Here is a 20,043-nt window from a genome sequence, read left to right on the forward strand (position 1 = left end):
CGTAATCTCTGATACGTGATTTGTCCGAAGTGCCAGAACGCCATGAAGACCGTCGACAAGAACGGTGTCCACATCGACCAGTGCCAGGGATGCCGCGGCATCTTCCTGGACAGGGGCGAGCTGGAGGCCATCGCCGGTGCCGAGAACTCGTACTACGGCGGGCATCAGCCCCCTCCGCCGTATCAGGGAGGTGGCCACGCGCCGGCGCCGCACTACGGCCGTCCGGACTCCCCGCGCCCGCATCGCGGTGGGTACGCGGACTCGCCGAAGGGGTACCGCGGTGGATACGCGGACTCGCCGAGGGGACACCGCGGCGGCTACGCGGACTCGCCGCACGGGTACGGCCACAAGCGTCGTAAGGGCGGCTTCCTCGAGGGTCTCTTCGACTGACCGTGGTCCTCGATCTCAAGATCTGCCCGGCCTGCGGTGATCGCGCCGAACGGCCACGAGTCGAGAGCGGGCTGCTGGTGTGCGCGGTGTGCGCGCACCGGTGGCCGTTCCGGCGGCTTCCGCTGTTCGCGCTGACCGGGCCGAGCGGGGCGGGCAAGTCGACGGTCGGGCCGCGCCTGGCGGAACGGCTCGGCGATCTCGCGCTCGTGGTCGAGCAGGACGTGCTGTGGACCGGGGCGCTGCGCGACGACGTCCCCGGCCATCCGGCGTTCCGCTCGACCTGGCTGCGGATGGCGGCGATGCTGCACCAGAACGGACGGCCGGTCGTGCTCTGCGGCACCGTCGCGCCGCCCGAGTTCGAGCGGCTGCCCGAGCGCGTCTTCTTCTCCGACATCCACTACCTGGCACTCGTCAGCGAGCCCGCCGCGCTGCGCAAGCGCTTGCTCGCGCGGCCCGCCTGGCGCGAGTGGGACGAGGAGCGGGTCGAGGAGATGCTGGAGTTCAACGAGTGGCTGCAAGCGGAAGCACCCTCGATGGATCCGCCGGTCGAGCTGTTCGACACCACTCGCCTCCCGGTGGACGACGCCGTCGACCACGTCGAGAAGTGGGTGCGCGGCCTGCTCTCAGTGACGCAACGGCCAAGCGCGGCCCTCGGGTGAATCCAGCCAGATCACCTGGTCCTCGCCGTAGAGACTGAGCCCGAACCGGTCCCGTCCGGGCTCGCCGAGTTCGCGCCATTCCTCGTGCGCGCTTTCGACGATCTCCCACAGTCGCCGCGGGCCGCCTTCGGCCACTTCGAACTCGTTGCCCCTCTGCCGATGTCGCATCCACGAGCCGTCCGGGTGGAGCAGGGTGATGCTCTGGCCTTCCCGCACGGCCGTCACGCCGGGAAGCTGCAGCCCGGCGAAGAACTCGAAGCGGCTGCGCACTTCGGTGATCACTCGCGTCGGCAGCCGGGTGGGCCGCCAAGTGACGTCGCCTTCGAGCGCCTTCGACGGCTTGAAGCGGTGCGCGCGCAGCGGCATGAAACGGCCGTCGCGGGCGAGCACCCGCCCGTGTCCCGTCGCGCCTTCGCCCGCGACGATCCGGACGAGCCCGCCGCCGATCGGCCGGTTCAGCGTGGTGACGATCAGTCCGCCGGGCAACGTCTGCTCCAGCCACGCGGGCGGGATGGACGACACCGAGCACGTGCACAGCACCCGGTCGTAAAGCACGCCCGCCGGAAAACCCGCGGCACCGTCGGCCGCGGCGCACGAGGGCGCGAACCCGATCTCCGCGAGCCGCCGGCGCGCGGCGTCGACGAGCTCCGGGTCGATGTCCACCGTGTACACCAGCCCGGAACCGAGCCGATGGCACAGCAGGGCGGTGTTGTAGCCGGTGCCCGTGCCGATTTCGAGGACGCGATGCCCGTCGGCGACCCGGAGCTCTTCGAGCATGATCGCCATGATCGACGGCTGGCTGGACGAACTCGTCGGCGTTCCCGGCTGCGCGCCGAGATAGCGCGCCCGTTCCCAGAGGCTGGAGTCGTCGTCGAGCTGGACGACCAGCACGTCGGAGGAGTAGACGCGGCGCAGCCACCCCTCGTCGCCGTGCTCCATCGCGGCCCAGCCGTTGGCCGCCGGGACGAAGAACCGGGGCAGGAAGACGTGTCTCGGCACGGCGCGGAACGCGGACAGCCAATGCGCGTCGTGGAGCACGCCCTCGGCGAGCAGACGCTCGACGAGGCGCCGCCGCAGCCGCGTCGCGTTCGACATCCCTCCACGGTAGCGGGTGAGCACCACCACACCCGATGGTTGCAAGCACAGTGCTTGCAATAGCTAGCACCTCGGCGTAGCGTGGAAGACGTCGCGAGGAGGTGGCCGATGTCAGACACCAACCGGGACCAGCCCGCATCGGGCGGGCCGATGGAGAAGGTCGCGGACCTCGCTTCCGACATCGGCGAGTACATCCGCCAGCAGCGCAGCAACGCGAAGATCTCCTTGCGGCAGCTGTCGAAACTCGCCGGCGTGTCCAATCCGTACCTGAGCCAGATCGAGCGCGGGGTCCGCAAACCCAGCGCGGAGATCCTGCAGCAGATCGCCAAAGGCCTGCGAATCTCGGCCGAGGCGCTCTACGTGCAAGCGGGAATCCTCGATCTGCCCACGGGCGGCCCGGTCGGCGACGCGATCCGCGCCGACCTCGAGCTGACCGAACGGCAGAAGCAGGTCCTGCTCGACGTCTACGAATCGTTCCGCCGCGAGAACGCCGCCGCGAAGCCGGCGCCGGCCACCCCAGAGCAAGCCGCCGAATCCAAGGAGTCAGCATGACCACGGCCACGAACAAGACCGACCGCAAGCACACCGCCCTCGACCAGGTCCGCACCCCGCTGCTGGCCGCCCTCGGTGCCGGCAACCTGGCGGGCCAGGCCGTCGTCGGCGCCGTGTCGAAGGCCAAGGAACGCGTCTTCGAGAGCGGCGAGGTCGCTCGCAAGAACATCGAAGAGCTGCCGCACGACGTCGAGGGTCTTCGCGAGAAGCTGGACCCGGCGGAGCTGCGCAAGGTCATCGACGAGTACACCGAGGCCGCGCTGAAGCTGTACGGCAAGCTGGCCGCGTCCGGTGAGCAGGCGTGGGACAAGATCGCCACGCAGCCGCAGGTCAAGAAGGCCATCGAGCAGCTCGAGGAGGCCCTGAGCACCGCGCAGGACCGTGTCGAGGACGCCACCAGCGAAGCCCGTGAGCGCATCGACACCGTGCTCGGCAAGGTCACCAAGGGCACCCGCTCGGTCGGCGAGAAGGCCGCCCGCAAGGTCTCCGACGCCGCGATCGACATCGCCGGTGAGGCCGAGGAGATCGGTGACGACCTGGCGCACGAGACGCGTTCGGCTTCGCGCAAGGTCGCCGACAAGACCGCGCCGAAGACGACGGCCCCCGCGCGCCGCAGCACCGCCACCACCGGCCCGGCCGCCAAGAAGCAGGCCACCGCGCCGAAGACCACCGAGAAGTAACGGTCCGCGTGGACTCCCGGCCCCCTGACACCGCCTTCGGTGCCAGGGGCCGGGCCGTCCGCCCGGTTTGACGTAAGCTGACTTCGTGTTCGTTGCCACCTGGATCCTCATCGCCATTCACTGGGGCGGCGCACTGACGGGGCTGTTCGCTTTCGTGCATGCGCTGCTGCAGCGCGCGGACGCGTATTCCGCCGCCGATCGCAAGACCAAGCCCATCTGGATGCTCATCACCGGCGGGGCCACCGTGGTGCTGACCTTCTTCCAGTTCTACGGCGGCGGCATGATCCTGTGGCTGCCCGCGCTGGTCGCGGTCCTGGTCTACCTCGTGGACGTTCGTCCCAAGCTCATCGAGGTCCAGCGCGGCGGCCGCAACTGGTGATCGAGCCGGTCGGCGGAGCCGAGACGTACTCGGAAAGTTCACCGAACGCGTGAACCCGCCCGGCCGAAGGCCCCGCCATCGCGGTGGCAGGCGCCCTGATCGCCCCTCGTCACGTGTTCACAAGCAGTGCGCTGCCGACATCGATCGCGGACGCGGGCCCACCGACGGATATTAGGGTGGGCCTGTGACTGACTGGACCATCGCCGGAACCCTCACCGTCGTCCCCGCCCTCTCCCGCCCGGACCTGCTCGCCGAGCCCGTCGCCAAGGCACTCGCCGCCCTTCCCGATCCGGACGCCGCCGGCGTCGTCGAGATCGACGCCGAGCTCGCCGACACCGCCGCCTTCTGCGAGGCGTACGGCTCACCGCTCTCCGCGTCCGCGAACTGTGTCGTCGTCGCCGGCAAACGCGCCGGCGAAGTCCGCTTCGCCGCCGCGATGATCCTCGCGACCACCCGCGCCGACGTGAACGGCGCCGTCAAGCGCCGCCTCGACGTCCGCAAGGCCTCCTTCGCCCCGATGGACGAGGCCGTCTCGCTCACCGGCATGGAGTACGGCGGCATCACGCCGGTCGGCCTGCCGGAGGGCTGGCCGATCCTGATCGACCAGCGCGTCGCGGACGAACCCGAGCTGGTCGTCGGCAGCGGTATCCGCGGTGGCAAGCTGCTGATCTCGGGCTCGACCCTCGCGTCCCTGCCCGGTGCCGAAGTGATCGACGGTCTCGCGCGTCCCGTCGAGTGAGACTGTCCACCAAGAACTTCTCGCTGGCTTCGGCGTTCGAGGCCGACTTCCTCGAAATCGACCTCGCGGTGCTCGCCGGCCTCGGTGAGAACCGCGCTCGCGTTCTCGCGGCGCTGTGCGACCGCCCCGTCTACGGCGTGAACACCGGGATGGGGCGGCTCGCGGGAGTCGCTTCGCCCGCGTCGAGCGCGCACCAGCGGAACCTGCTGATCGGCCGGGCCGTCGGCGGCCCGCCGTGGCTCTCGGCAGGGGAAGTGCGGTGGCTTCTGCTGGTGCGCCTGCGAGATCTGCTCGCGCCCGAGGCGGGCGCGAGCCCGGAGCTGGTGACGTTCCTCGTCGACCGGCTGAACGAGGGGTTCACGCCCGCCGTGCCGAGGACCGGCCTGGGCAGTGCCGGTGAGATCATCCCGCTGGCGCACGCCTTCCAGACCTTTCTCGGCGTCGGGACCGTGCTGATGGACGGTGTCGAGACGCCCGCGTCGGAGGTGCTGGCGAGGCCGTACGAACCGGGTCCCAAGGAAGGCGCGACCCTCATCCAGGGCTCGCCACTGGCCGAGACGCTCGCGGCCTTCGCGCTCACCGAGGTCCGGCGGCTCATCGACGCGCAGACGCTGGCGGCCGCGATCGCGATCGACGTCCTCGGCGCGCCGCAAGCGATCTATCGCCCCTCACTCGCGGGAGACGACCGGGTGCTCCGCTCGGTCCTTCTCGAGGTGGGCGGACTGATCCACGGTGCCCTCGAACGGGGCGAGGTCGTGCAAGGACCCGTGTCCGTACGGGTCGCCCCGCGCGGGATCGCCCATCTGACGCGGGTCGCGGGGGAACTGGACGAGGTGCTCGGACGCTCGGCGCCGACCGATTCACCGGTGTTCCTGGACGGCGAGTTCGTGTCCACCACGGGGTTCCACGCCGTCGAACTCGGGCTGCGGATGGACGCGGTGACGGCTGCGCTGGTGCATCTCGGCGAAGTCAGCGCGCAGCGGACGCACCGGTTGCTCGACGAGCGGTTCAGTGGCCTGCCCGCGCAGCTCGCGATGGATCCTGGGCCGCAGGCGGGGCTGGTCCCGTTGCACAAACGCGCCGTGGGGGAACTGCACGCGCTGCGGCGGCTGGCCACGCCCGCGACGTTGGGTTCTGTCGACACCTCCGCCGGCCAAGAAGATGTGCAGGCGTTCGCCTGGGCGGCGGGGAATCAGCTCCGCGACGCTTGCGCGCGGATGTTCGCCATCACGGCCTGTGAGCTGATCACGGGTTCGCAGGCGCGGTGGCTGGCCGACGGGGAGGGAGCGCCCGGGCTGCGCGCGACCTATGAGTGGCTGCGGGAACTGGTGCCGCCGGTGGAGGTGGACCGGTCATTGGGGCCGGAGGTGACGGCTTTGGTTTCGGTGCTCAGGTCCGGGCGTCCGCGCGCGACTGGATCGCCAGCCCGCGCGGAGTCACCCAGCGGGTGACGAGCGCGAAAACGCCCTCGCACACCAAAGCCAGGATGACGACCGCGATGCCGCCCGCCAGAATCTCGCCGTGGCCGGGATCACCGAGGGCGAAACCGTCCACAATGTACCGTCCGAGCCCGCCGCCGTCATTGACGATCGCGCCGATCGCCACGGTCGCCACCAGTTGCAGGAACGCGACGCGGGCACCCGCGAGGATGACCGGTGACGCGAGCGGCAACTCCAGGCGCAGCATGATCTGCCACTCGCGGTGACCGGTTCCGCGGGCGGCGTCGACGGTTTCCTGCTCCAGCTGCAAGACGCCCGCGTAGGTGTTCGTGAACAACGGCGGCAGCGCCAAGGCCACCAGCGCGAGCATCAGCGGCCAGAACGTCGTGTCGACCTCCAGCCGGGAAGCCAGGAACCAGAACAGGATCACCAGCCCGAAGCTGGGAATCGCGCGGCCGATGTTCACCGCGCTCGTCGCGAGGAACTGCGCGCGGCGGTGATGCGCCAGCCACAACGCGGGCGGGATCGTCAGCACGGCCGAAATCGCCAGTGCCACCAAGGAGAACTGGAGATGCTCGACCGTCCGGTACGGCACACCCGCCGGATCGGTCCAGCTCCAGCGATTCGGTTCGCCCAGCCACTCGACGGCCTGGTCGAGGATGCTCATCGCGCCGCCTTCCGCGACCACGGCGCCAACGCGCGCCCACCGAGCCACAACAGCAGATCCACCACCACGGCCAGTACCACGGAAAGCCCGACACCGACGATGATCGACGTCGGGTTCGGTGTCGTGGTTTGGATCCCGTTACGGATGAAGTACCCGAGCCCGCCCTTGCCGAGCATGGAAGTCACCGTCACCAGCCCGATCGTGGTCACCGCCGCGACCCGCAGTCCCGCGATCACCACCGGCAGCGCGAGCGGCAGTTCGACCTGCCACAGCAGCCGCGAACGCGTGAAACCCATGCCTATTGCGGCTTCCCGGACTTCCTTGGGCACTTGCTCGACACCGGTGACGATGTTGCGGATGAGGATCAGCAACGTGTACGTCGCCAAGGGGATGACCGCGGTGGTGAAGGAGGTCAGCCCGGTGAAGGGCACCAGTACGGCGAAGGCGCCGAGACTGGGAATGACGTACAACGACCCCGCCACGCTCAACGCGAACACGTAGAACCACCGGCGACGCAGCGAAATCACGGAAACACCGATCGACACCACCAGCCCGATGGCGAGCGCCGCCGCGGTCAACGTGATGTGCTCGCCGAGCCGCTCGAAGATCTCGTCGAGATGGCGGTCCACCCACCGCCATTCGAAGAGCGGCCGTCCGCCCTGGGCGGGGACGGGGAACACGGAGGAGGCTCGCACCGGCCGACCTTACCCCGATCGGGGCACCGGATTCCGTTCTGCGGGAGCGCACGGGGCGCACCTCTCAAAATGTGGATTCTGTCGTGACCCGGAGATACTGTCCATTCCTCTGAACGAGTCATAGGAGTGTGCACGTGCGCTGGACACGGAATGTTCGAGTGGGCGCGGTGCTCGCCGCCGCCGTCCTCGGTATGACCGCCTGTGGGGGTGGCGACGACGCGGCGGCCCCGGCCGCGCAGGGCAAGGGCGGGGCGCCGATCGTGGTCGCCTCCTTCAACTTCACCGACAGCGTGATCCTCGCCGAGCTGTACGCGAACGCGCTGGAGGCCAAGGGCTACCCGATCACCCGCAAGCTGAACCTCGGTTCGCGCGAGCTGATCTACCCGGCGCTGAAGTCCGGTGAGCTCCAGTTCGTCCCGGAGTATCAGGGTGCCGCCATCAGCACCGGATTCGGCAAGGAAGCCGCGAAGGACGCGCAGGGCGAACACGAGCAGCTCAAGAAGCTGTTCGAGCCCGACGGCATCGCCCTGCTGGAGCAGTCGCCGGCGGAGAACAAGAACACCTACATCGTGAAGGCCGATCTCGCCAAGGAGAAGGGGCTGGCGAAGATCAGCGATCTGTCCAAGGTCGACAACGTCGTCGTCGCCGGCGCGCCCGAGTGCGCGGAGCGGCTCCCCTGCTTCAAGGGCTTCACCGACGTCTACAAGCTGAAGGCCACCTTCCAGACCGTGCAGGAGGCGGGCCCGCGTGTCGAGCAGCTGCGGTCCGGCAAGGTCACCGTCATCCCCGTCGACTCGGTGAGCCCGCTCGTCGGCGACCCGCAGTTCGTGGCGCTGGAGGACGACCTCGCCATCGTGCCGACCGAGAACGTCGTGCCCGCGGTGAACAAGAAGGTCCTCGACGAGCGCGGCGCCGACTTCACGGCCGCCGTCAACGCCGTGAGCAAGGCCCTCGACACCGTGCAACTGCGTGAGCTGAACAAGCGCGTCGACGCCGACGGCGAGAAGCCGGGCGACGTCGCGAAGGAGTGGCTGCAGGAAAAGTCGCTCATCTGAGGCTCTTCGCACGTGAGATGAAGGGGCCTTTCCTCGCAAAATTTGCGAGGAAAGGTCCCTTCATTGCAGCTGCGGGAGGGGCGCCCGCTCCGGTCGCGGGCACCGGTGGAATCGTGGACGCTGTCTTGCAACACGGGTGAAAGGGAGTGGGATGGGAAAGGTCACGGCCGTCGCGGAGCGCACCATCGAGGCGTCGGCGGACAAGGTCAGGGCGCTCGTCGCGGACTACACCGAAACCCGGCCGAAGCTGCTGACGGAGCACTACCGCGACTACGAGGTCACCGAAGGCGGTGTCGGCGCGGGCACGAAGGCGCGCTGGAAGCTCCAGGCGACGTCGAAGCGTGTGCGTGACGTCGCCGCGACGGTGACCGAGCCGTCCGAAGGCACCCTCGTCGAAACCGACGCGAACTCCAGCATGGTCACCACCTGGACCGTCCGCGAGGTACCGGCGGGCAGCCTCGTCCGCATCCAGACGACCTGGGACGGCGCGGGTGGCATCGGCGGCTTCTTCGAGAAGACCTTCGCGCCCGGCGGGCTCAAGCGGATCTACGAGGGAGTGCTCGGCAAACTCGCCGAGGTCGTGTAGCGCTCGCCACAATCGGAATGGTCGCCCCGGTTGGCTCGTTGTACCCGTCGTGCATACGGGGCGATCGCCCCGCTTGAGGTTTCGCAACAGACTTGGAGTCACCCCGTGAACGCAACCGAGATCCGGCTCGCCTCCCGTCCGCACGGTGTCCCGGCGCTCGAGAACTTCGAGATCGCCGACGTCGGGATCCCGACCCCGGGCGAGGGGGAGATCCTGGTCCGCAACCAGGTGCTGAGCGTGGATCCGTACATGCGCGGCCGGATGAGCAGTGCGAAGTCCTATGCCGAGCCGTACGAGGTCGGCAAGGTCATGCACGGCGGTGCCGTCGGTGAAGTGCTCGAGTCCACCGTGGACGACTTCCAGCCGGGCGACATCGTGCTGCACGGCCTCGGTTGGCGCTCCCACGCCGTCGTCGCGGCGAAGCACGCGGTGAAGGTCGACCCCGAGGCCGCGCCGATCACCGCCTACCTCGGCGTTCTCGGCATGACCGGGCTCACCGCGTACGCCGGACTGCTCGACGTCGCGGAGTTCAAGGAGGGCGACACCGTCTTCGTGTCCGGCGCGGCGGGCGCGGTCGGTTCCGTCGTCGGCCAGCTGGCGAAGCTGAAGGGCGCGAAGCGGGTCATCGGCAGCGCGGGCACCGACGAGAAGGTCAAGTGGCTGACCGACGAGCTGGGCTTCGACGCGGCGTTCAACTACAAGGACGCCCCGGTCGCCGAGCAGCTGCGCGCGGCGGCGCCCGAAGGCATCGACGTGTACTTCGACAACGTCGGCGGCGAACATCTCGAAGCGGCCATCGACTCGATCAACCTGCACGGCCGGATGGCGATCTGCGGGATGATCTCGGTCTACAACAACACCGAACCGGCCGCCGCGCCGCGCAACCTCGCGTCGATCATCGCGAAGCGGTTCACCATGCGCGGCATGCTGGTCGGCGACCACTACGCGCTCCAGCCGCAGTTCGTGAAGGAGGTCGCGCCGCTGGTCGCCTCCGGTGAGCTCAAGTACTCGGAGACCATTGTGGACGGTATCCGCAACGCGCCGCAGGCGTTCCTTGACCTGCTGGGCGGGGCGAACACCGGCAAGATGCTGGTCCGCGTCTGACCCGCTCCGCCGTGCAATGAAGGGGCCTTTCCTCGCAAAATTTGCAAGGAAAGGCCCCTTCATTGCACGCGCGGGGGCTCAGTACTGCGTCGTGAGAGCGCCTTCGGTCAGCGCGGCGTCCAGCGTCTCCGCCGCCATGTCCAGCTTCATCTGGTCGCGGAAGATCTGACCGGCGGTCGGCAGCTCGGACCGCTTCGGCCAGGTCTCCGGCTTCCACAACGAGGACCGCAGGAAAGCCTTGGCGCAGTGCAGGTACAGCTCTTCGACCTCGAGCAGGATCGCCAGCGCGGGCCGCTTCCCCTTGATCACGAGGTCGTCGAAGAACGGCGCGTCCGCGATCAGTTTCGCGCGGCCGTTGATCCGCAGCGTCTCGTTCATTCCCGGCACCAGGAACAGCAGTCCGGCGTGCGGGTTCTCGAGGATGTTGGTCTGGCTGTCGAGCAGCTTGTTGCCCGGCCGGTCGGCCAGCACCAGCGTCTTGCCGTCGAGCACCTTCACGGAACCGGCCGGGTCGCCGCGCGGGGAGACGTCACAGGTCCCGTCGGCCGACGCCGTCGCCAGCAGGTAGAACGGTGAGTGCTCGATCAGGGTGCGCGCGTGCGGGTCGAGGAAGGGAAGGACCTTCTCCTTCGTCCGCTCCGTCGGGTGGCCGAGGTGCTCACGCAGCGCTTCGTGCGTCTCGATCACTTTGATCTCTGAGGTCCCCATGACCACAGTGAACCACTAGAAGACGACAGTCCGGTTCCCGTGCACCAGCACGCGGCCCTCGAGATGCCACCGCAGCCCGCGCGCCAGCGTCACCTTCTCGATGTCGCGGCCCTTGCGCACCAGGTCCTCGACCGAGTCGCCGTGGTCGACGCGGATGACGTCCTGGTCGACGATGGGGCCCGCGTCGAGGTCGGCGGTGACGTAATGGCAGGTCGCGCCGATGAGCTTCACCCCGCGCGCGTGGGCCTGGTGGTACGGCCGTGCGCCGACGAACGACGGCAGGAAGCTGTGGTGGATGTTGAGCACCCGCCCGGCCCACGCCTCGCACAGTTCCGCGGGCAGGACCTGCATGAACCGCGCGAGGACGACGGCGTGCGGGTCGTGTTCGTCGACCAGTTCCCGCACCGCGGCGAAGGCGGACGCCTTGGCGGAAGCGTCGCCGGCGGGGAACGGGACGTGATGGAACGGGATGCCGTGGGCGCGGGTGATGTCACCCAGCGACGCGTGGTTGCCGATGACGGCGGCGACGTCGACGTCCAGTTCCCCGGCAGCGACCCGGCCGAGGAGGTCGTAGAGGCAGTGTCCGGCCTTGGAGACGAGGATCACGACGCGGCGGCGCTCGCCGGTGTCGCTGATCTGCCAGCTGGACTCGGCCGAAAGCGACTTCGCGACCTCGGCGAAGCGGACACGAAGTTCGGTGGCGTCGAACGGGAGCGAGTCGGCGCGGACGACCTGGCGGGTGAAGAACCAGCCGGTGTCCGGATCCGTGTGGTACGCCGCTTCGACGATCCAACCGCCGTGTTCGGCGAGGAAACCCGAGATCCGGGCGATGATGCCCGTGCGGTCGGGGCAGCCGAAGGAGATCACATGGCGACGTTCAGGGTTCGACACGCACACCATTGTCGCTGGTCCCGGCCGCCGCGCGGCGCCGGGTCAGGATGCGCACCCGGACCCGCCGCCCGATCTCGATCGCCGCGACCAGCAGCAGGCCGAGCGCGAAGGACAGCAGAAGGCCCTTCTCCGGCTCGTCCGCGAAGGCCGCTCCGCCCACAAGACCGATGAGGACGCTGTACACCGCCCAGATACTCGTGCCGAGGGCGTCGAGCGGGACGAACTTGCCCGGCGGATAGCCGAGACTGCCGTTGGCGAGCCCGCTCGCGACCCGGCCACCGGGCAGATAACGGGCGGCGAGGATCAGCAGGACGGCGTTGCGCCGCACCTGGATCTTCGCCCATTCGTAGCGCCGGATCCCGTCCGGACCGCGTTGCAGGCGGGAGAGCGCTCGCGGGCCCGCGGCCGCGCCGACGGTGTAGCCGAGGCAGTCGCCCAGCCAGGCCCCGAGCGCGGCGACCAGCGCGAGCAGCGCCAGCTGGGGGAGGTCCGTGCCGATCAGGACGGCGACGGTGACGACGGTGGTCTCGCTCGGCATGAACGGCAGGAGCGCGTCCAACCCGGACACGAGGAACACGATCACCCACAGCCAGGGCGATCCCAGCGTGCCCTCGAGCAGCCCGGTGACGTACTCCAGCAGTTCCACGGTTCCATGGTGATCACCGCAGGTCGCTTTGGGGTGACGGAGCGGGGTTGGACCGGTGAATTCCTAGTCCGGGGCCACCGACGACCACGGCACGGTGAGTTCACCCAGCCGCCACCGCGACGGCCGGTTCAGCACCGGCCAGCCCCGGGCGGTGAGCAGGTGCACGGTATGTGCCCAGCGGGCGCGGGCGCCGAAGTTCTGATGCGGCGCCGCCGTCGCCCAGCAAGTGTCCAGAGTGGACAGCAGATCGTGGACGCGTTCGCCGGGAACGTTGCGGTGGATGAGTATCTTGGGCAGACGTTCGGCCACTGTGGACGGACGTTCCAGGCTGGCGAGATGGACCGAAAGGGTGAGGGTGCGTGGCCCGCCGGAGCCGACGGCGACCCAGGTGCTCAGCCGCCCGATCTCGTCGCAGGTGCCTTCGACGAGCAGTCCGCCCGGCGGCATCGCGTCCAGCATCAGCGACCAGGCGCCCGGGACGTCGGCTTCGTCGTACTGCCGCAGCACGTTGAACGCGCGCACCAGCACCGGCCGGGTCCCGGCGAGTTCGAAGCCGCCTCGCCGGAAGTCCAGCCACGGCCGGTCGACGGCGGATTGCGCGACGGCCACCCGTTCGGCGTCCAGTTCCAGGCCCAGCACGCGGACGTCGCGCCGGACCGGGCGCAGCCACCGCGCCATCTCGACCGTGGTCACCGGCGAGGCGCCGTAGCCGAGGTCCACCACGAGCGGTTCGTCCGCGCGGTGCAGCAGCCGCGTCACGACGGGGTCGCTCGCGAGCCACCGGTCCACGCGGCGGAGCCGGTTGGGGTTGGTCGTCCCTCGTGTCGGTGCCCCGACCGGCTTCAGCGCTCGGCCAGCCACTTCACGACGAATTCGGCCTCGCGTTCCAGCAGTTTGGTGACCTGTTCGGCGATCACGCCTTCCAGCTTCCCGCCGACGAACGGGATCCGCACCTTGACCTCGCCGCTGTTGACCAGCGTCGCCTGCCCGCCTTCGCCGGTGAGCGACGTCTTCGCGGTGATCTCGCCCGGCACGCCCGAGACCGATGCCGTCGCGGTGCCGGTGTAGCCGGCTCCGGCGGCCTTCCAGGTCTGCTCGCGCTCGACGATCAGATCGCCCCGGTGCAGCGTCCGCACGGCCGAGGGGAGCTTGTCCGAGCTGATGCCCTGACGCAGCTTGTAGCGCACGCCGTCCCCGGCCGGGACGTACTCCAGCAGCTCCGCGTCGTCACCGCCGATCCGCTCCAGCCTGGCCCGCAGCGCCGCCTCGCCGGCGACCGCCTCGAACGTGGTCGCGACGTCTGCGGAGAACGTTGAGCGGTGCTCGATACGGGAGGCCATGGCGCCAGACAGTACCGTTCACGGGCGTGAGCACTGCCGAAACTCCCACCCAGCACGCCGCCCTCGCCGACCACACCACCCTGCGGCTCGGCGGTCCGGCACGGCGTTATGCCGAGGCGACGACCGTGCAGGCCCTGGTCGAGGCGGTTCGCGAGGCCGACGAAGCGGGTGAGCCGGTCCTGCTGCTCGGCGGCGGGTCGAACCTCGTCGTCGCCGACGACGGCTTCGACGGCACGGTGCTGAAGGTCGGCACCACCGGCTGGACACGTGACGGAGATCTCGTCGAGGTGGCGGCGGGCCAGAACTGGGACGGTTTCGTCGAGGGGCTGGTCGCCGAGGGCGTCGGCGGGCTCGAATGCCTCTCCGGAATCCCCGGTTCGGTCGGCGCGACGCCGATCCAAAACGTCGGCGCGTACGGCTGCGAGGTCGCCGAGTCGCTGATCTCGGTCGACCTCTACGACCGCGCCACCCGTGAGATCCGCACGCTGACCGCTGAAGGACTCGGCTTCGGCTACCGCACGTCGATCCTGAAAGGGACCGACGCGGGTGTCGTGCTCACAGTGCGCTTCAAGGTCAGCGAAGACGGCCTCTCGGCCCCCATCCGCTACGCCGAACTCGCCCGCACGCTCGGTGTCGAGATCGGTGACCGGGTCCCGACGGCCGAAGCGCGCGAAGCGGTCCTCGCCCTGCGTCGCGGCAAGGGCATGGTGCTGGACGCCGACGACCACGACACGTGGAGCGCGGGCTCGTTCTTCACCAACCCGATCATCGGGGAGGCGAGGCTGGCGAAAGTGCTGGCGGGGATCGTGGAAGTCGTCGGCGAGGACGTGCGCGTGCCGCAGTACCCGGCCCCCGGCGGCACGAAGCTGTCCGCCGCGTGGCTGATCGAGCGGGCCGGCTTCGGGAAGGGCCACGCGGGGCCCGGCGGCCGGGTCTCGCTGTCGACGAAACACACGCTCGCGCTCACGAACCGCGGCAAGGCTTCGACCGCGGACCTCCTCGCTCTGGCGCGTGAGGTGCGCGACGGCGTCGAGGCGCGCTTCGGTGTTTCGCTGCACCCCGAACCCCTGTTGATCAACTGCTCGCTCTGAACCCGGCAATTCGTCACCTGCTTGCGACATCCCGCCCACGCGAAGTTCGCAAGCAGGTGACGAATTGCGGGGAAGTGCACAACCCCACGCCGGTCCCGTGCGTCTATTCCCAGAGCGCGGGGGGTGACTTCCGTCGCCGCGGGTAACGTCGGAGAGGTTCCCAGCGCTGAGCGGGTAGAGGCTCGCGGGGGAGACGGGGATCTTCATGGGAGGTAAACGGTGATCGAACGGCGCACGGTGTTCAAGGCCGCGCTCGCCGCGGGGGCGGCCATGCTGGCCGCGGCCTGTTCCGGCGAAGAAGGCGGCAACGCGAAGCCGGAAGGCAGCGGTGGCGAAGAACAGGCCGCCGCCCCGGTCGCCAAGATCACCGCCGAACCCGCCGCCGACGCCAAGGACGCCTCCGTGGTGACGCCGGTGGTGGTCAAGGTCGCCGACGGCAAGCTCACCGAGGTCAAGGTCAGCGGGGACGGCGGCAAGGACGTCAAGGGCGAGCTTTCCCCCGACGGACTCACCTGGACCAGTACCGAAGTCCTCGGCTACGGCAAGACGTACACCTACGCCGCGAAGGCCACCGGCAGCGACAACAAGCCCGCCGAGTTCAAGGGCTCCTTCACCACGGTCAAGCCCGCCAAGGAGATTCGCGCCACGCTGAACCCGACCGACGACGCCGAAGTCGGCGTCGCGATGCCGATCAGCGTGAAGTTCGCGTCCCCGGTCAAGGACAAGGCTGCCGCCGAGAAGGCACTCAAGGTGAAGACCGACAAGGACGTCGAGGGCTCCTGGGGCTGGCTGTCGGACACACAGGTCGACTGGCGGCCCAAGGAGTACTGGCCCGCCAACATCAAGGTCAGCGTCGAGGCGAAGCTCTACGGCGTCGCGCTCGGCGGCGGCGCGTACGGCAAGGCCGACGTGACCACCGAGTTCAAGATCGGCCGCAACCAGGTCGTCAAGATCAACACCCCGGACCACGTGATGAAGGTCTACCGGGGCGGGACGGAGTCGGCGAGCTACCCGTGCTCGAACGGGCTCGACTCCGACGTCCAGCGCAACACCCCCAACGGCACGTTCATCGTGATGACGAAGGAGCCGACGGCGCGGTTCGACAACGCGCGCTACGGCTACACCAACGTCAACAAGAAGTGGGCCTGCCGGATCTCGAACAACGGCGAGTACATCCACGAGAACCAGGACAACGCGGCGAACATCGGTAAGGCCAACACCTCGCACGGCTGCGTGAACCTGCTCGACGCGGACGCGAAGAAGTACTTCGACACGGCGATGATCGGTGACCCGGTGGAGATCACCGGGTCGAAACTGGGCAGTCCGACCAAATCGGACGTCAAGAACTGGTTCTACGACTGGAAGTCGTGGAAGGCACTCTCGGCGATCAAGTAGGCGAAGCAGGGCACCGGTGGCCGTCCCGTACAGGTGGTCGTGAGTGGCGATTCGGGTACCGACCCGAATCGCCACTCACGACCACCCCGGCCGACCTCCTAGGCTGCGGGCATGAAGACCGAGGTAGTCGGCTACGGCGGGACCCGCATCGGCTTGTGGGTCGAAGGCGCCGAGAACACCCGTCCGATCGTGTTCGTGCACGGCTGGGCCCAGTCCGCCAAGGCCTGGGCGCCGCAGCTGGCGGATCCCGCCCTCAGCGAGCGGTTCCGCCTGGTCGCGATGGATCTGCGCGGGCACGGGGACTCCGAGGTGCCCTCCGCCGGTTACGACGATCCGCGCGTCTGGGCGGAGGATCTCGCCTCCGTGCTCGACTTCGCCGGTGACGACGCGATCGTCGTCGGCTGGTCCTACGGCGGCCTGGTGATCACCGACTACCTCCGGGTGCACGGCTCCGCGCGGCTCAGTGGCGTCGCTTTTGTGGGCGCTATCACAGAAATCGGCAAGAATCGGTCGGGTGGCAAGATCGGCCCCGCGATGCGCGAAGCCATCCCGGCGGTGCTTTCGGACGATCCGTCGGTCGCGATTCCCGCGTTGGTGCAGTTCAGCGCACGGATGACGACCTCCCCGGTGTCCGGCACGCTCACCCAGTCGCTGCTCGGGGCCTGCCTTTCCACCCCGCCTTCCGTGCGGTCCGCGCTGTTCCGGCGCGACGTCGGGAGCGAGGACGTCCTGCGTGATCTGGACAAACCGGCACTTATCATCCATGGTCTCGCGGACGCTGTGATCGATCCGACGTCGGCGGAATACGCGGCCGGGAAGATTCCGGGGGCCGTCGTGCGTTGGCTACCTGAGGTGGGGCATCTGCCGTTCGCCGAAGCGGCGGACGAGTTCGGTGATCTACTGCGCCGGTTCGCCGATCAGTAGGACTTCGGGAGTGTTGACCAGGTGACGATCCCTCTGCACGGGTTCGATGCCGCGCCAAGGCGCGTCGCGGTGCTGTCGTTGCACACCTCTCCGCTGGAGCAGCCGGGTACCGGCGACGCCGGGGGGATGAACGTCTACGTGAGCCAAACGGCCACCGAGATGGCCCGCCGCGGCGTCGAGGTCGAGGTGTTCACGCGCGCGACGTCCTCGGATCAGCCTCCGATCGCCGAACTGGCGCCGGGTGTGCTGGTGCGGCACATCCCGGCCGGTCCGTTCGAGCCGCTGGGCCGCGACGAGCTGCCCGCGCAGCTGTGCGCGTTCACCGCCGGGGTGCTGCGGGCCGAGGCGTTCCACGAGCCGGGCTACTACGACCTCATCCATTCGCACTACTGGCTTTCCGGTCAGGCGGGCTGGCTCGCCCGCGACCGCTGGGGCGTGCCGCTGGTGCACACCGCGCATACGCTGGCCAAGGTCAAGAACGCCGCGCTGGCCGAAGGCGACACCCCCGAGCCGCGCACCCGCGTGATCGGCGAAGAGCAGGTCGTCGAGGAGGCGGACTGCCTCGTCGCGAACACCCGCGTCGAGGCCCGCGAGTTGATCGAGTTGTACGACGCCGACCCGCACGCCGTGCACGCCATCCCGCCCGGCGTCGACCTCGACCGGTTCACCCCCGGCTCCCGCGCGGCGGCGCGCCGGGCGCTGGGTCTGCCGCAGGACGCGATCGTGCTGGCCTTCGCCGGCCGGATCCAGCCCCTGAAGGCGCCGGACGTCCTCCTGCTGGCCGCGGCCGAAATGCTGCGCGAGCGGCCGGAGCTGGCGTCGCGGCTGGTGGTGCTGATCGTCGGCGGCCCGTCCGGGACCGGGCTGGAGCAGCCACAGGCCCTGCGCGAGCTGGCCGTCTCCCTCGGGATCGAGGAGCAGACCCGGTTCATGCCGCCGCAGCCCGGCCGGTCGCTGGTCAACGTCTACCGCGCGGCCGACCTCGTCGCCGTGCCGAGCTACAACGAGTCGTTCGGACTGGTCGCGCTCGAGGCGCAGGCCTGCGGGACGCCGGTGATCGCCGCCGAGGTCGGCGGGCTGCCGGTCGCCGTCCCGCACGGTGTTTCCGGCCTGCTCGTGCCGTCGCACGAGCCGAAGGACTGGGCGGGCGCGCTCGCGAACGTCGCCTTGCGACCCGGCTGGCGAGCCGAACTTTCGGCCAACGCCGTCGTCCACGCTCGGCGCTTCTCGTGGCGCCGTACGACGGACCGGCTGTTGGACACGTACGCTCAGGCGACCGGCGCGTTCCGGCGTGCCCTCGAACAGCGCGCGGAGGTGGCGGTTTGACGCTCGACGAGACCTTGCGGTCCTCTTTGGACAATGCGGGCCTGGAATACGACAGGCGTGGCGAAGGGAAGTACTTCGTCACGTTGCCCGGCACCAAGAAACTCCAGACCAACTGCTGGCTGGTCGTCGGCGACCACGCCTTCGCCGTCGAAGCCTTCGTCTGCCGCCGTCCCGACGAGTCCCATGAGGACGTTTACCGTTTCCTGTTGCGCCGCAACGCGAAACTGTACGGCGTGCACTACACCGTGGACGCGATGGGCGATATCTACCTGGTCGGCCGATTCGGACTGGACACGGTCACCGAAGGCGAATTGGACAAGATCCTCGGGCAGGTGCTGGAGGCCGCCGACGGCGACTTCAACACGCTTCTGGAACTCGGGTTCGCCGAATCGATCAAACGCGAATGGGACTGGCGCGTCTCTCGCGGGGAGTCCCTGGCGAACCTTCAGGCGTTCAAACATCTCGTCGAACCTTCGAACGGGCACGAACCCGGGGCCTTGACCGACTCGTGACCCGAACGGTGCAACGGGCCTGAGCCCGGCTCCGTCTCTCTCCGCAGCACTGGAGGGAGAAGGACGGATGCGCAAGCGATTGAGATGGGTGGCCGCGGCGGGCATCGTGCTGGCGCTCGCCGGCTGCTCGGCGAACAACTCCGGCGGCGAGTCCGCCGCGCAGCCGAGGCCGGCCGACGGCAGGCAGGCGGCGCCGAATCAGGGCCCGTCGAACAAGGAAAGCACCGACAGCGCGGGCAAGGCCGGTACGGACAAAGCACCCGTGCCGGCGGGCCTGCCGGGGAGCACCGACCGCAAGCTGGTGCGCACGGCGAGCGTGGAACTCACCGCGCCGAACGTCGCCGACGTGATCTCGCAGGTCCGCGTCGTCACCCAGGGCGCCGCCGGCTACACCGGGCAGGAGAGCACCCAGGAGAAGCGGGCGACGGTCACCGTCGTCGTGCCCTCCGAACGCCTCGACGGCGTGCTGGACCAGTTGGGGAAGCTGGGCAAGCAGGTGAGACGCGAGGTCACCGCGACGGACGTGACCGAGCAGCTGGTCGACGTCGAATCGCGGCTGGCCACCCAGCGGGCGAGTGTCGAGCGCATCCGCGCGCTGCTCGCGAGGGCGACGTCGGTTTCGGAGATCGCCTCGGTGGAGAGCGAACTGACGAGCCGCGAGGCCGAACTCGAGTCCCTGCAGAAGCGACGCGAACGCCTGGCCGGAAGTGTCGCCATGTCGACGATTTCGTTGCAGGTGAAGGCGGAGACGGTCGTGGCGGAGGAAGAGTCGCGCAGCGGGTTCTTCGGCGGCCTGACGAACGGCTGGGACGCGTTCCTGACCTTCGGCGGCGGCCTGCTGACCGTGCTCGGTGCGATGGTCCCGTTCCTGCTGGTCTTCGGTGTCCCCGCGGCCGCGCTGGTGTGGTGGCTGCGCAAGCGGCGTCGTCCGGCGGCGCCCGCGATGGCGACCGCTTCGGAGCTGCCGTCCGCGCCCCCGCTGGACTGAAGGGGAACAGGCGGGACGGCTCGAGGGAGGGGGGAGTCGCGATCTCGAGCCGCCCCGCTGAAGTTCCCGCCAAGGTGGACCCGGTGACGAGGGGGATGCCAACGGGGCCGGCGGGCGCCGCGACTCGGCAGGGGGGAGACGAGTCGCGGTCGTCACCCGCGTCGAGCCGGGGAGTGCGTGGA

At 69.3% G+C, this 20,043-nt stretch carries 24 protein-coding genes; 16 read left to right on the forward strand and 8 right to left on the reverse strand.

Annotated elements, in window-relative coordinates; translation table 11 throughout:
• The first annotated feature begins 15 nt into the window (after window positions 1–15).
• Entirely contained in the window at window positions 16–390 is a 375-nt protein-coding gene (locus P3102_RS02150) for a zf-TFIIB domain-containing protein (RefSeq protein ID WP_276366093.1), read from the forward strand.
• Window positions 391–392: 2 nt separating this feature from the next.
• Window positions 393–1,049: an AAA family ATPase gene (locus P3102_RS02155; RefSeq protein ID WP_276366094.1), complete on the forward strand. Its 657-nt coding sequence runs from the start codon at window positions 393–395 to the stop codon at window positions 1,047–1,049.
• Here the strand turns inward: P3102_RS02155 and P3102_RS02160 are convergent.
• Window positions 1,014–2,144, reverse strand: a complete 1,131-nt coding sequence (locus tag P3102_RS02160; protein ID WP_276366096.1) for a methyltransferase domain-containing protein — start codon at window positions 2,142–2,144, stop codon at window positions 1,014–1,016. The two genes, P3102_RS02155 and P3102_RS02160, sit on opposite strands and share 36 nt — an antisense overlap.
• A gap of 108 nt (window positions 2,145–2,252) precedes the next feature.
• Between P3102_RS02160 and P3102_RS02165 the strand changes: the two genes are divergently transcribed.
• The 5 genes from P3102_RS02165 (at window position 2,253) to P3102_RS02185 (ending at window position 5,945) form a co-directional block, all read left to right on the forward strand.
• Complete coding sequence (locus tag P3102_RS02165) at window positions 2,253–2,696, forward strand: helix-turn-helix transcriptional regulator (protein ID WP_276366097.1); 444 nt, start codon at window positions 2,253–2,255, stop codon at window positions 2,694–2,696.
• On the forward strand, window positions 2,693–3,376 hold the full coding sequence (locus P3102_RS02170) for a hypothetical protein (protein WP_276366099.1): 684 nt from the start codon (window positions 2,693–2,695) through the stop codon (window positions 3,374–3,376). Before P3102_RS02165 ends, P3102_RS02170 begins: the two co-directional genes overlap by 4 nt.
• Before the next feature lie 85 nt (window positions 3,377–3,461).
• Window positions 3,462–3,755: a DUF2516 family protein gene (locus P3102_RS02175; RefSeq protein ID WP_007030838.1), complete on the forward strand. Its 294-nt coding sequence runs from the start codon at window positions 3,462–3,464 to the stop codon at window positions 3,753–3,755.
• A gap of 184 nt (window positions 3,756–3,939) precedes the next feature.
• Entirely contained in the window at window positions 3,940–4,494 is a 555-nt protein-coding gene (locus P3102_RS02180) for a YbaK/EbsC family protein (protein ID WP_276366101.1), read from the forward strand.
• Window positions 4,491–5,945, forward strand: coding sequence for an aromatic amino acid lyase (locus P3102_RS02185; RefSeq protein WP_276366103.1), 1,455 nt, complete (start codon window positions 4,491–4,493; stop codon window positions 5,943–5,945). Before P3102_RS02180 ends, P3102_RS02185 begins: the two co-directional genes overlap by 4 nt.
• Here the strand turns inward: P3102_RS02185 and P3102_RS02190 are convergent.
• Both P3102_RS02190 and P3102_RS02195 read right to left on the reverse strand, forming a co-directional pair.
• Window positions 5,884–6,600, reverse strand: a complete 717-nt coding sequence (locus P3102_RS02190) for an ABC transporter permease subunit (RefSeq protein WP_276366104.1) — start codon at window positions 6,598–6,600, stop codon at window positions 5,884–5,886. The genes P3102_RS02185 and P3102_RS02190 overlap by 62 nt on opposite strands.
• Window positions 6,597–7,280 (reverse strand): ABC transporter permease, encoded by a 684-nt coding sequence (locus tag P3102_RS02195; RefSeq protein ID WP_276371589.1) that lies wholly within the window; start codon window positions 7,278–7,280, stop codon window positions 6,597–6,599. Before P3102_RS02195 ends, P3102_RS02190 begins: the two co-directional genes overlap by 4 nt.
• A 149-nt stretch (window positions 7,281–7,429) precedes the next feature.
• Between P3102_RS02195 and P3102_RS02200 the strand changes: the two genes are divergently transcribed.
• The 3 genes from P3102_RS02200 to P3102_RS02210 all read left to right on the forward strand — a co-directional run bounded on the left by P3102_RS02200 (window position 7,430) and on the right by P3102_RS02210 (window position 10,040).
• Window positions 7,430–8,350 (forward strand): ABC transporter substrate-binding protein, encoded by a 921-nt coding sequence (locus P3102_RS02200; protein WP_276366105.1) that lies wholly within the window; start codon window positions 7,430–7,432, stop codon window positions 8,348–8,350.
• Window positions 8,351–8,501: 151 nt separating this feature from the next.
• Window positions 8,502–8,936 carry an SRPBCC family protein gene (locus tag P3102_RS02205; RefSeq protein WP_276366107.1) on the forward strand — a complete coding sequence of 145 codons (435 nt, stop codon included), beginning with the start codon at window positions 8,502–8,504 and terminating at the stop codon, window positions 8,934–8,936.
• Between the two features lie 105 nt (window positions 8,937–9,041).
• Window positions 9,042–10,040 carry an NADP-dependent oxidoreductase gene (locus P3102_RS02210; RefSeq protein ID WP_276366108.1) on the forward strand — a complete coding sequence of 333 codons (999 nt, stop codon included), beginning with the start codon at window positions 9,042–9,044 and terminating at the stop codon, window positions 10,038–10,040.
• 78 nt (window positions 10,041–10,118) lie between these two features.
• On the opposite strand, the gene P3102_RS02215 is transcribed toward P3102_RS02210, so the two are convergent.
• The 5 genes from P3102_RS02215 to P3102_RS02235 form a co-directional block, all read right to left on the reverse strand.
• Window positions 10,119–10,748: a pyridoxamine 5'-phosphate oxidase family protein gene (locus P3102_RS02215; protein WP_276366110.1), complete on the reverse strand. Its 630-nt coding sequence runs from the start codon at window positions 10,746–10,748 to the stop codon at window positions 10,119–10,121.
• Window positions 10,749–10,763: 15 nt separating this feature from the next.
• Window positions 10,764–11,648 (reverse strand): formyltetrahydrofolate deformylase, encoded by an 885-nt coding sequence (purU, locus tag P3102_RS02220; RefSeq protein WP_276366111.1) that lies wholly within the window; start codon window positions 11,646–11,648, stop codon window positions 10,764–10,766.
• Window positions 11,626–12,285 carry a VTT domain-containing protein gene (locus P3102_RS02225; RefSeq protein ID WP_276366113.1) on the reverse strand — a complete coding sequence of 220 codons (660 nt, stop codon included), beginning with the start codon at window positions 12,283–12,285 and terminating at the stop codon, window positions 11,626–11,628. The genes purU and P3102_RS02225 overlap by 23 nt, the downstream gene beginning before the upstream one ends.
• Before the next feature lie 63 nt (window positions 12,286–12,348).
• Window positions 12,349–13,146 carry a class I SAM-dependent methyltransferase gene (locus P3102_RS02230; RefSeq protein WP_276366115.1) on the reverse strand — a complete coding sequence of 266 codons (798 nt, stop codon included), beginning with the start codon at window positions 13,144–13,146 and terminating at the stop codon, window positions 12,349–12,351.
• Complete coding sequence (locus P3102_RS02235) at window positions 13,128–13,625, reverse strand: DUF2505 domain-containing protein (protein WP_276366116.1); 498 nt, start codon at window positions 13,623–13,625, stop codon at window positions 13,128–13,130. Before P3102_RS02235 ends, P3102_RS02230 begins: the two co-directional genes overlap by 19 nt.
• Before the next feature lie 26 nt (window positions 13,626–13,651).
• Between P3102_RS02235 and P3102_RS02240 the strand changes: the two genes are divergently transcribed.
• The 6 genes from P3102_RS02240 to P3102_RS02265 all read left to right on the forward strand — a co-directional run bounded on the left by P3102_RS02240 (window position 13,652) and on the right by P3102_RS02265 (window position 19,861).
• The gene (locus P3102_RS02240) at window positions 13,652–14,716 is read left to right on the forward strand and encodes a UDP-N-acetylmuramate dehydrogenase (RefSeq protein ID WP_276366118.1); all 1,065 of its coding nucleotides are present in this window, start codon (window positions 13,652–13,654) and stop codon (window positions 14,714–14,716) included.
• A 219-nt stretch (window positions 14,717–14,935) separates the two neighbouring features.
• On the forward strand, window positions 14,936–16,111 hold the full coding sequence (locus tag P3102_RS02245) for an Ig-like domain-containing protein (protein ID WP_276366119.1): 1,176 nt from the start codon (window positions 14,936–14,938) through the stop codon (window positions 16,109–16,111).
• Window positions 16,112–16,222: 111 nt separating this feature from the next.
• Window positions 16,223–17,035 carry an alpha/beta hydrolase gene (locus P3102_RS02250; RefSeq protein ID WP_276366121.1) on the forward strand — a complete coding sequence of 271 codons (813 nt, stop codon included), beginning with the start codon at window positions 16,223–16,225 and terminating at the stop codon, window positions 17,033–17,035.
• Window positions 17,036–17,056: 21 nt separating this feature from the next.
• Complete coding sequence (gene mshA, locus P3102_RS02255) at window positions 17,057–18,361, forward strand: D-inositol-3-phosphate glycosyltransferase (RefSeq protein ID WP_276366122.1); 1,305 nt, start codon at window positions 17,057–17,059, stop codon at window positions 18,359–18,361.
• Entirely contained in the window at window positions 18,358–18,873 is a 516-nt protein-coding gene (locus tag P3102_RS02260) for a YbjN domain-containing protein (RefSeq protein ID WP_276366124.1), read from the forward strand. Before mshA ends, P3102_RS02260 begins: the two co-directional genes overlap by 4 nt.
• A gap of 67 nt (window positions 18,874–18,940) precedes the next feature.
• The gene (locus P3102_RS02265) at window positions 18,941–19,861 is read left to right on the forward strand and encodes a DUF4349 domain-containing protein (RefSeq protein ID WP_276366126.1); all 921 of its coding nucleotides are present in this window, start codon (window positions 18,941–18,943) and stop codon (window positions 19,859–19,861) included.
• The last annotated feature ends 182 nt before the right edge of the window (window positions 19,862–20,043 follow it).

The sequence above is a fragment of the Amycolatopsis sp. QT-25 genome (genome assembly GCF_029369745.1).
GTDB lineage: Bacteria > Actinomycetota > Actinomycetes > Mycobacteriales > Pseudonocardiaceae > Amycolatopsis.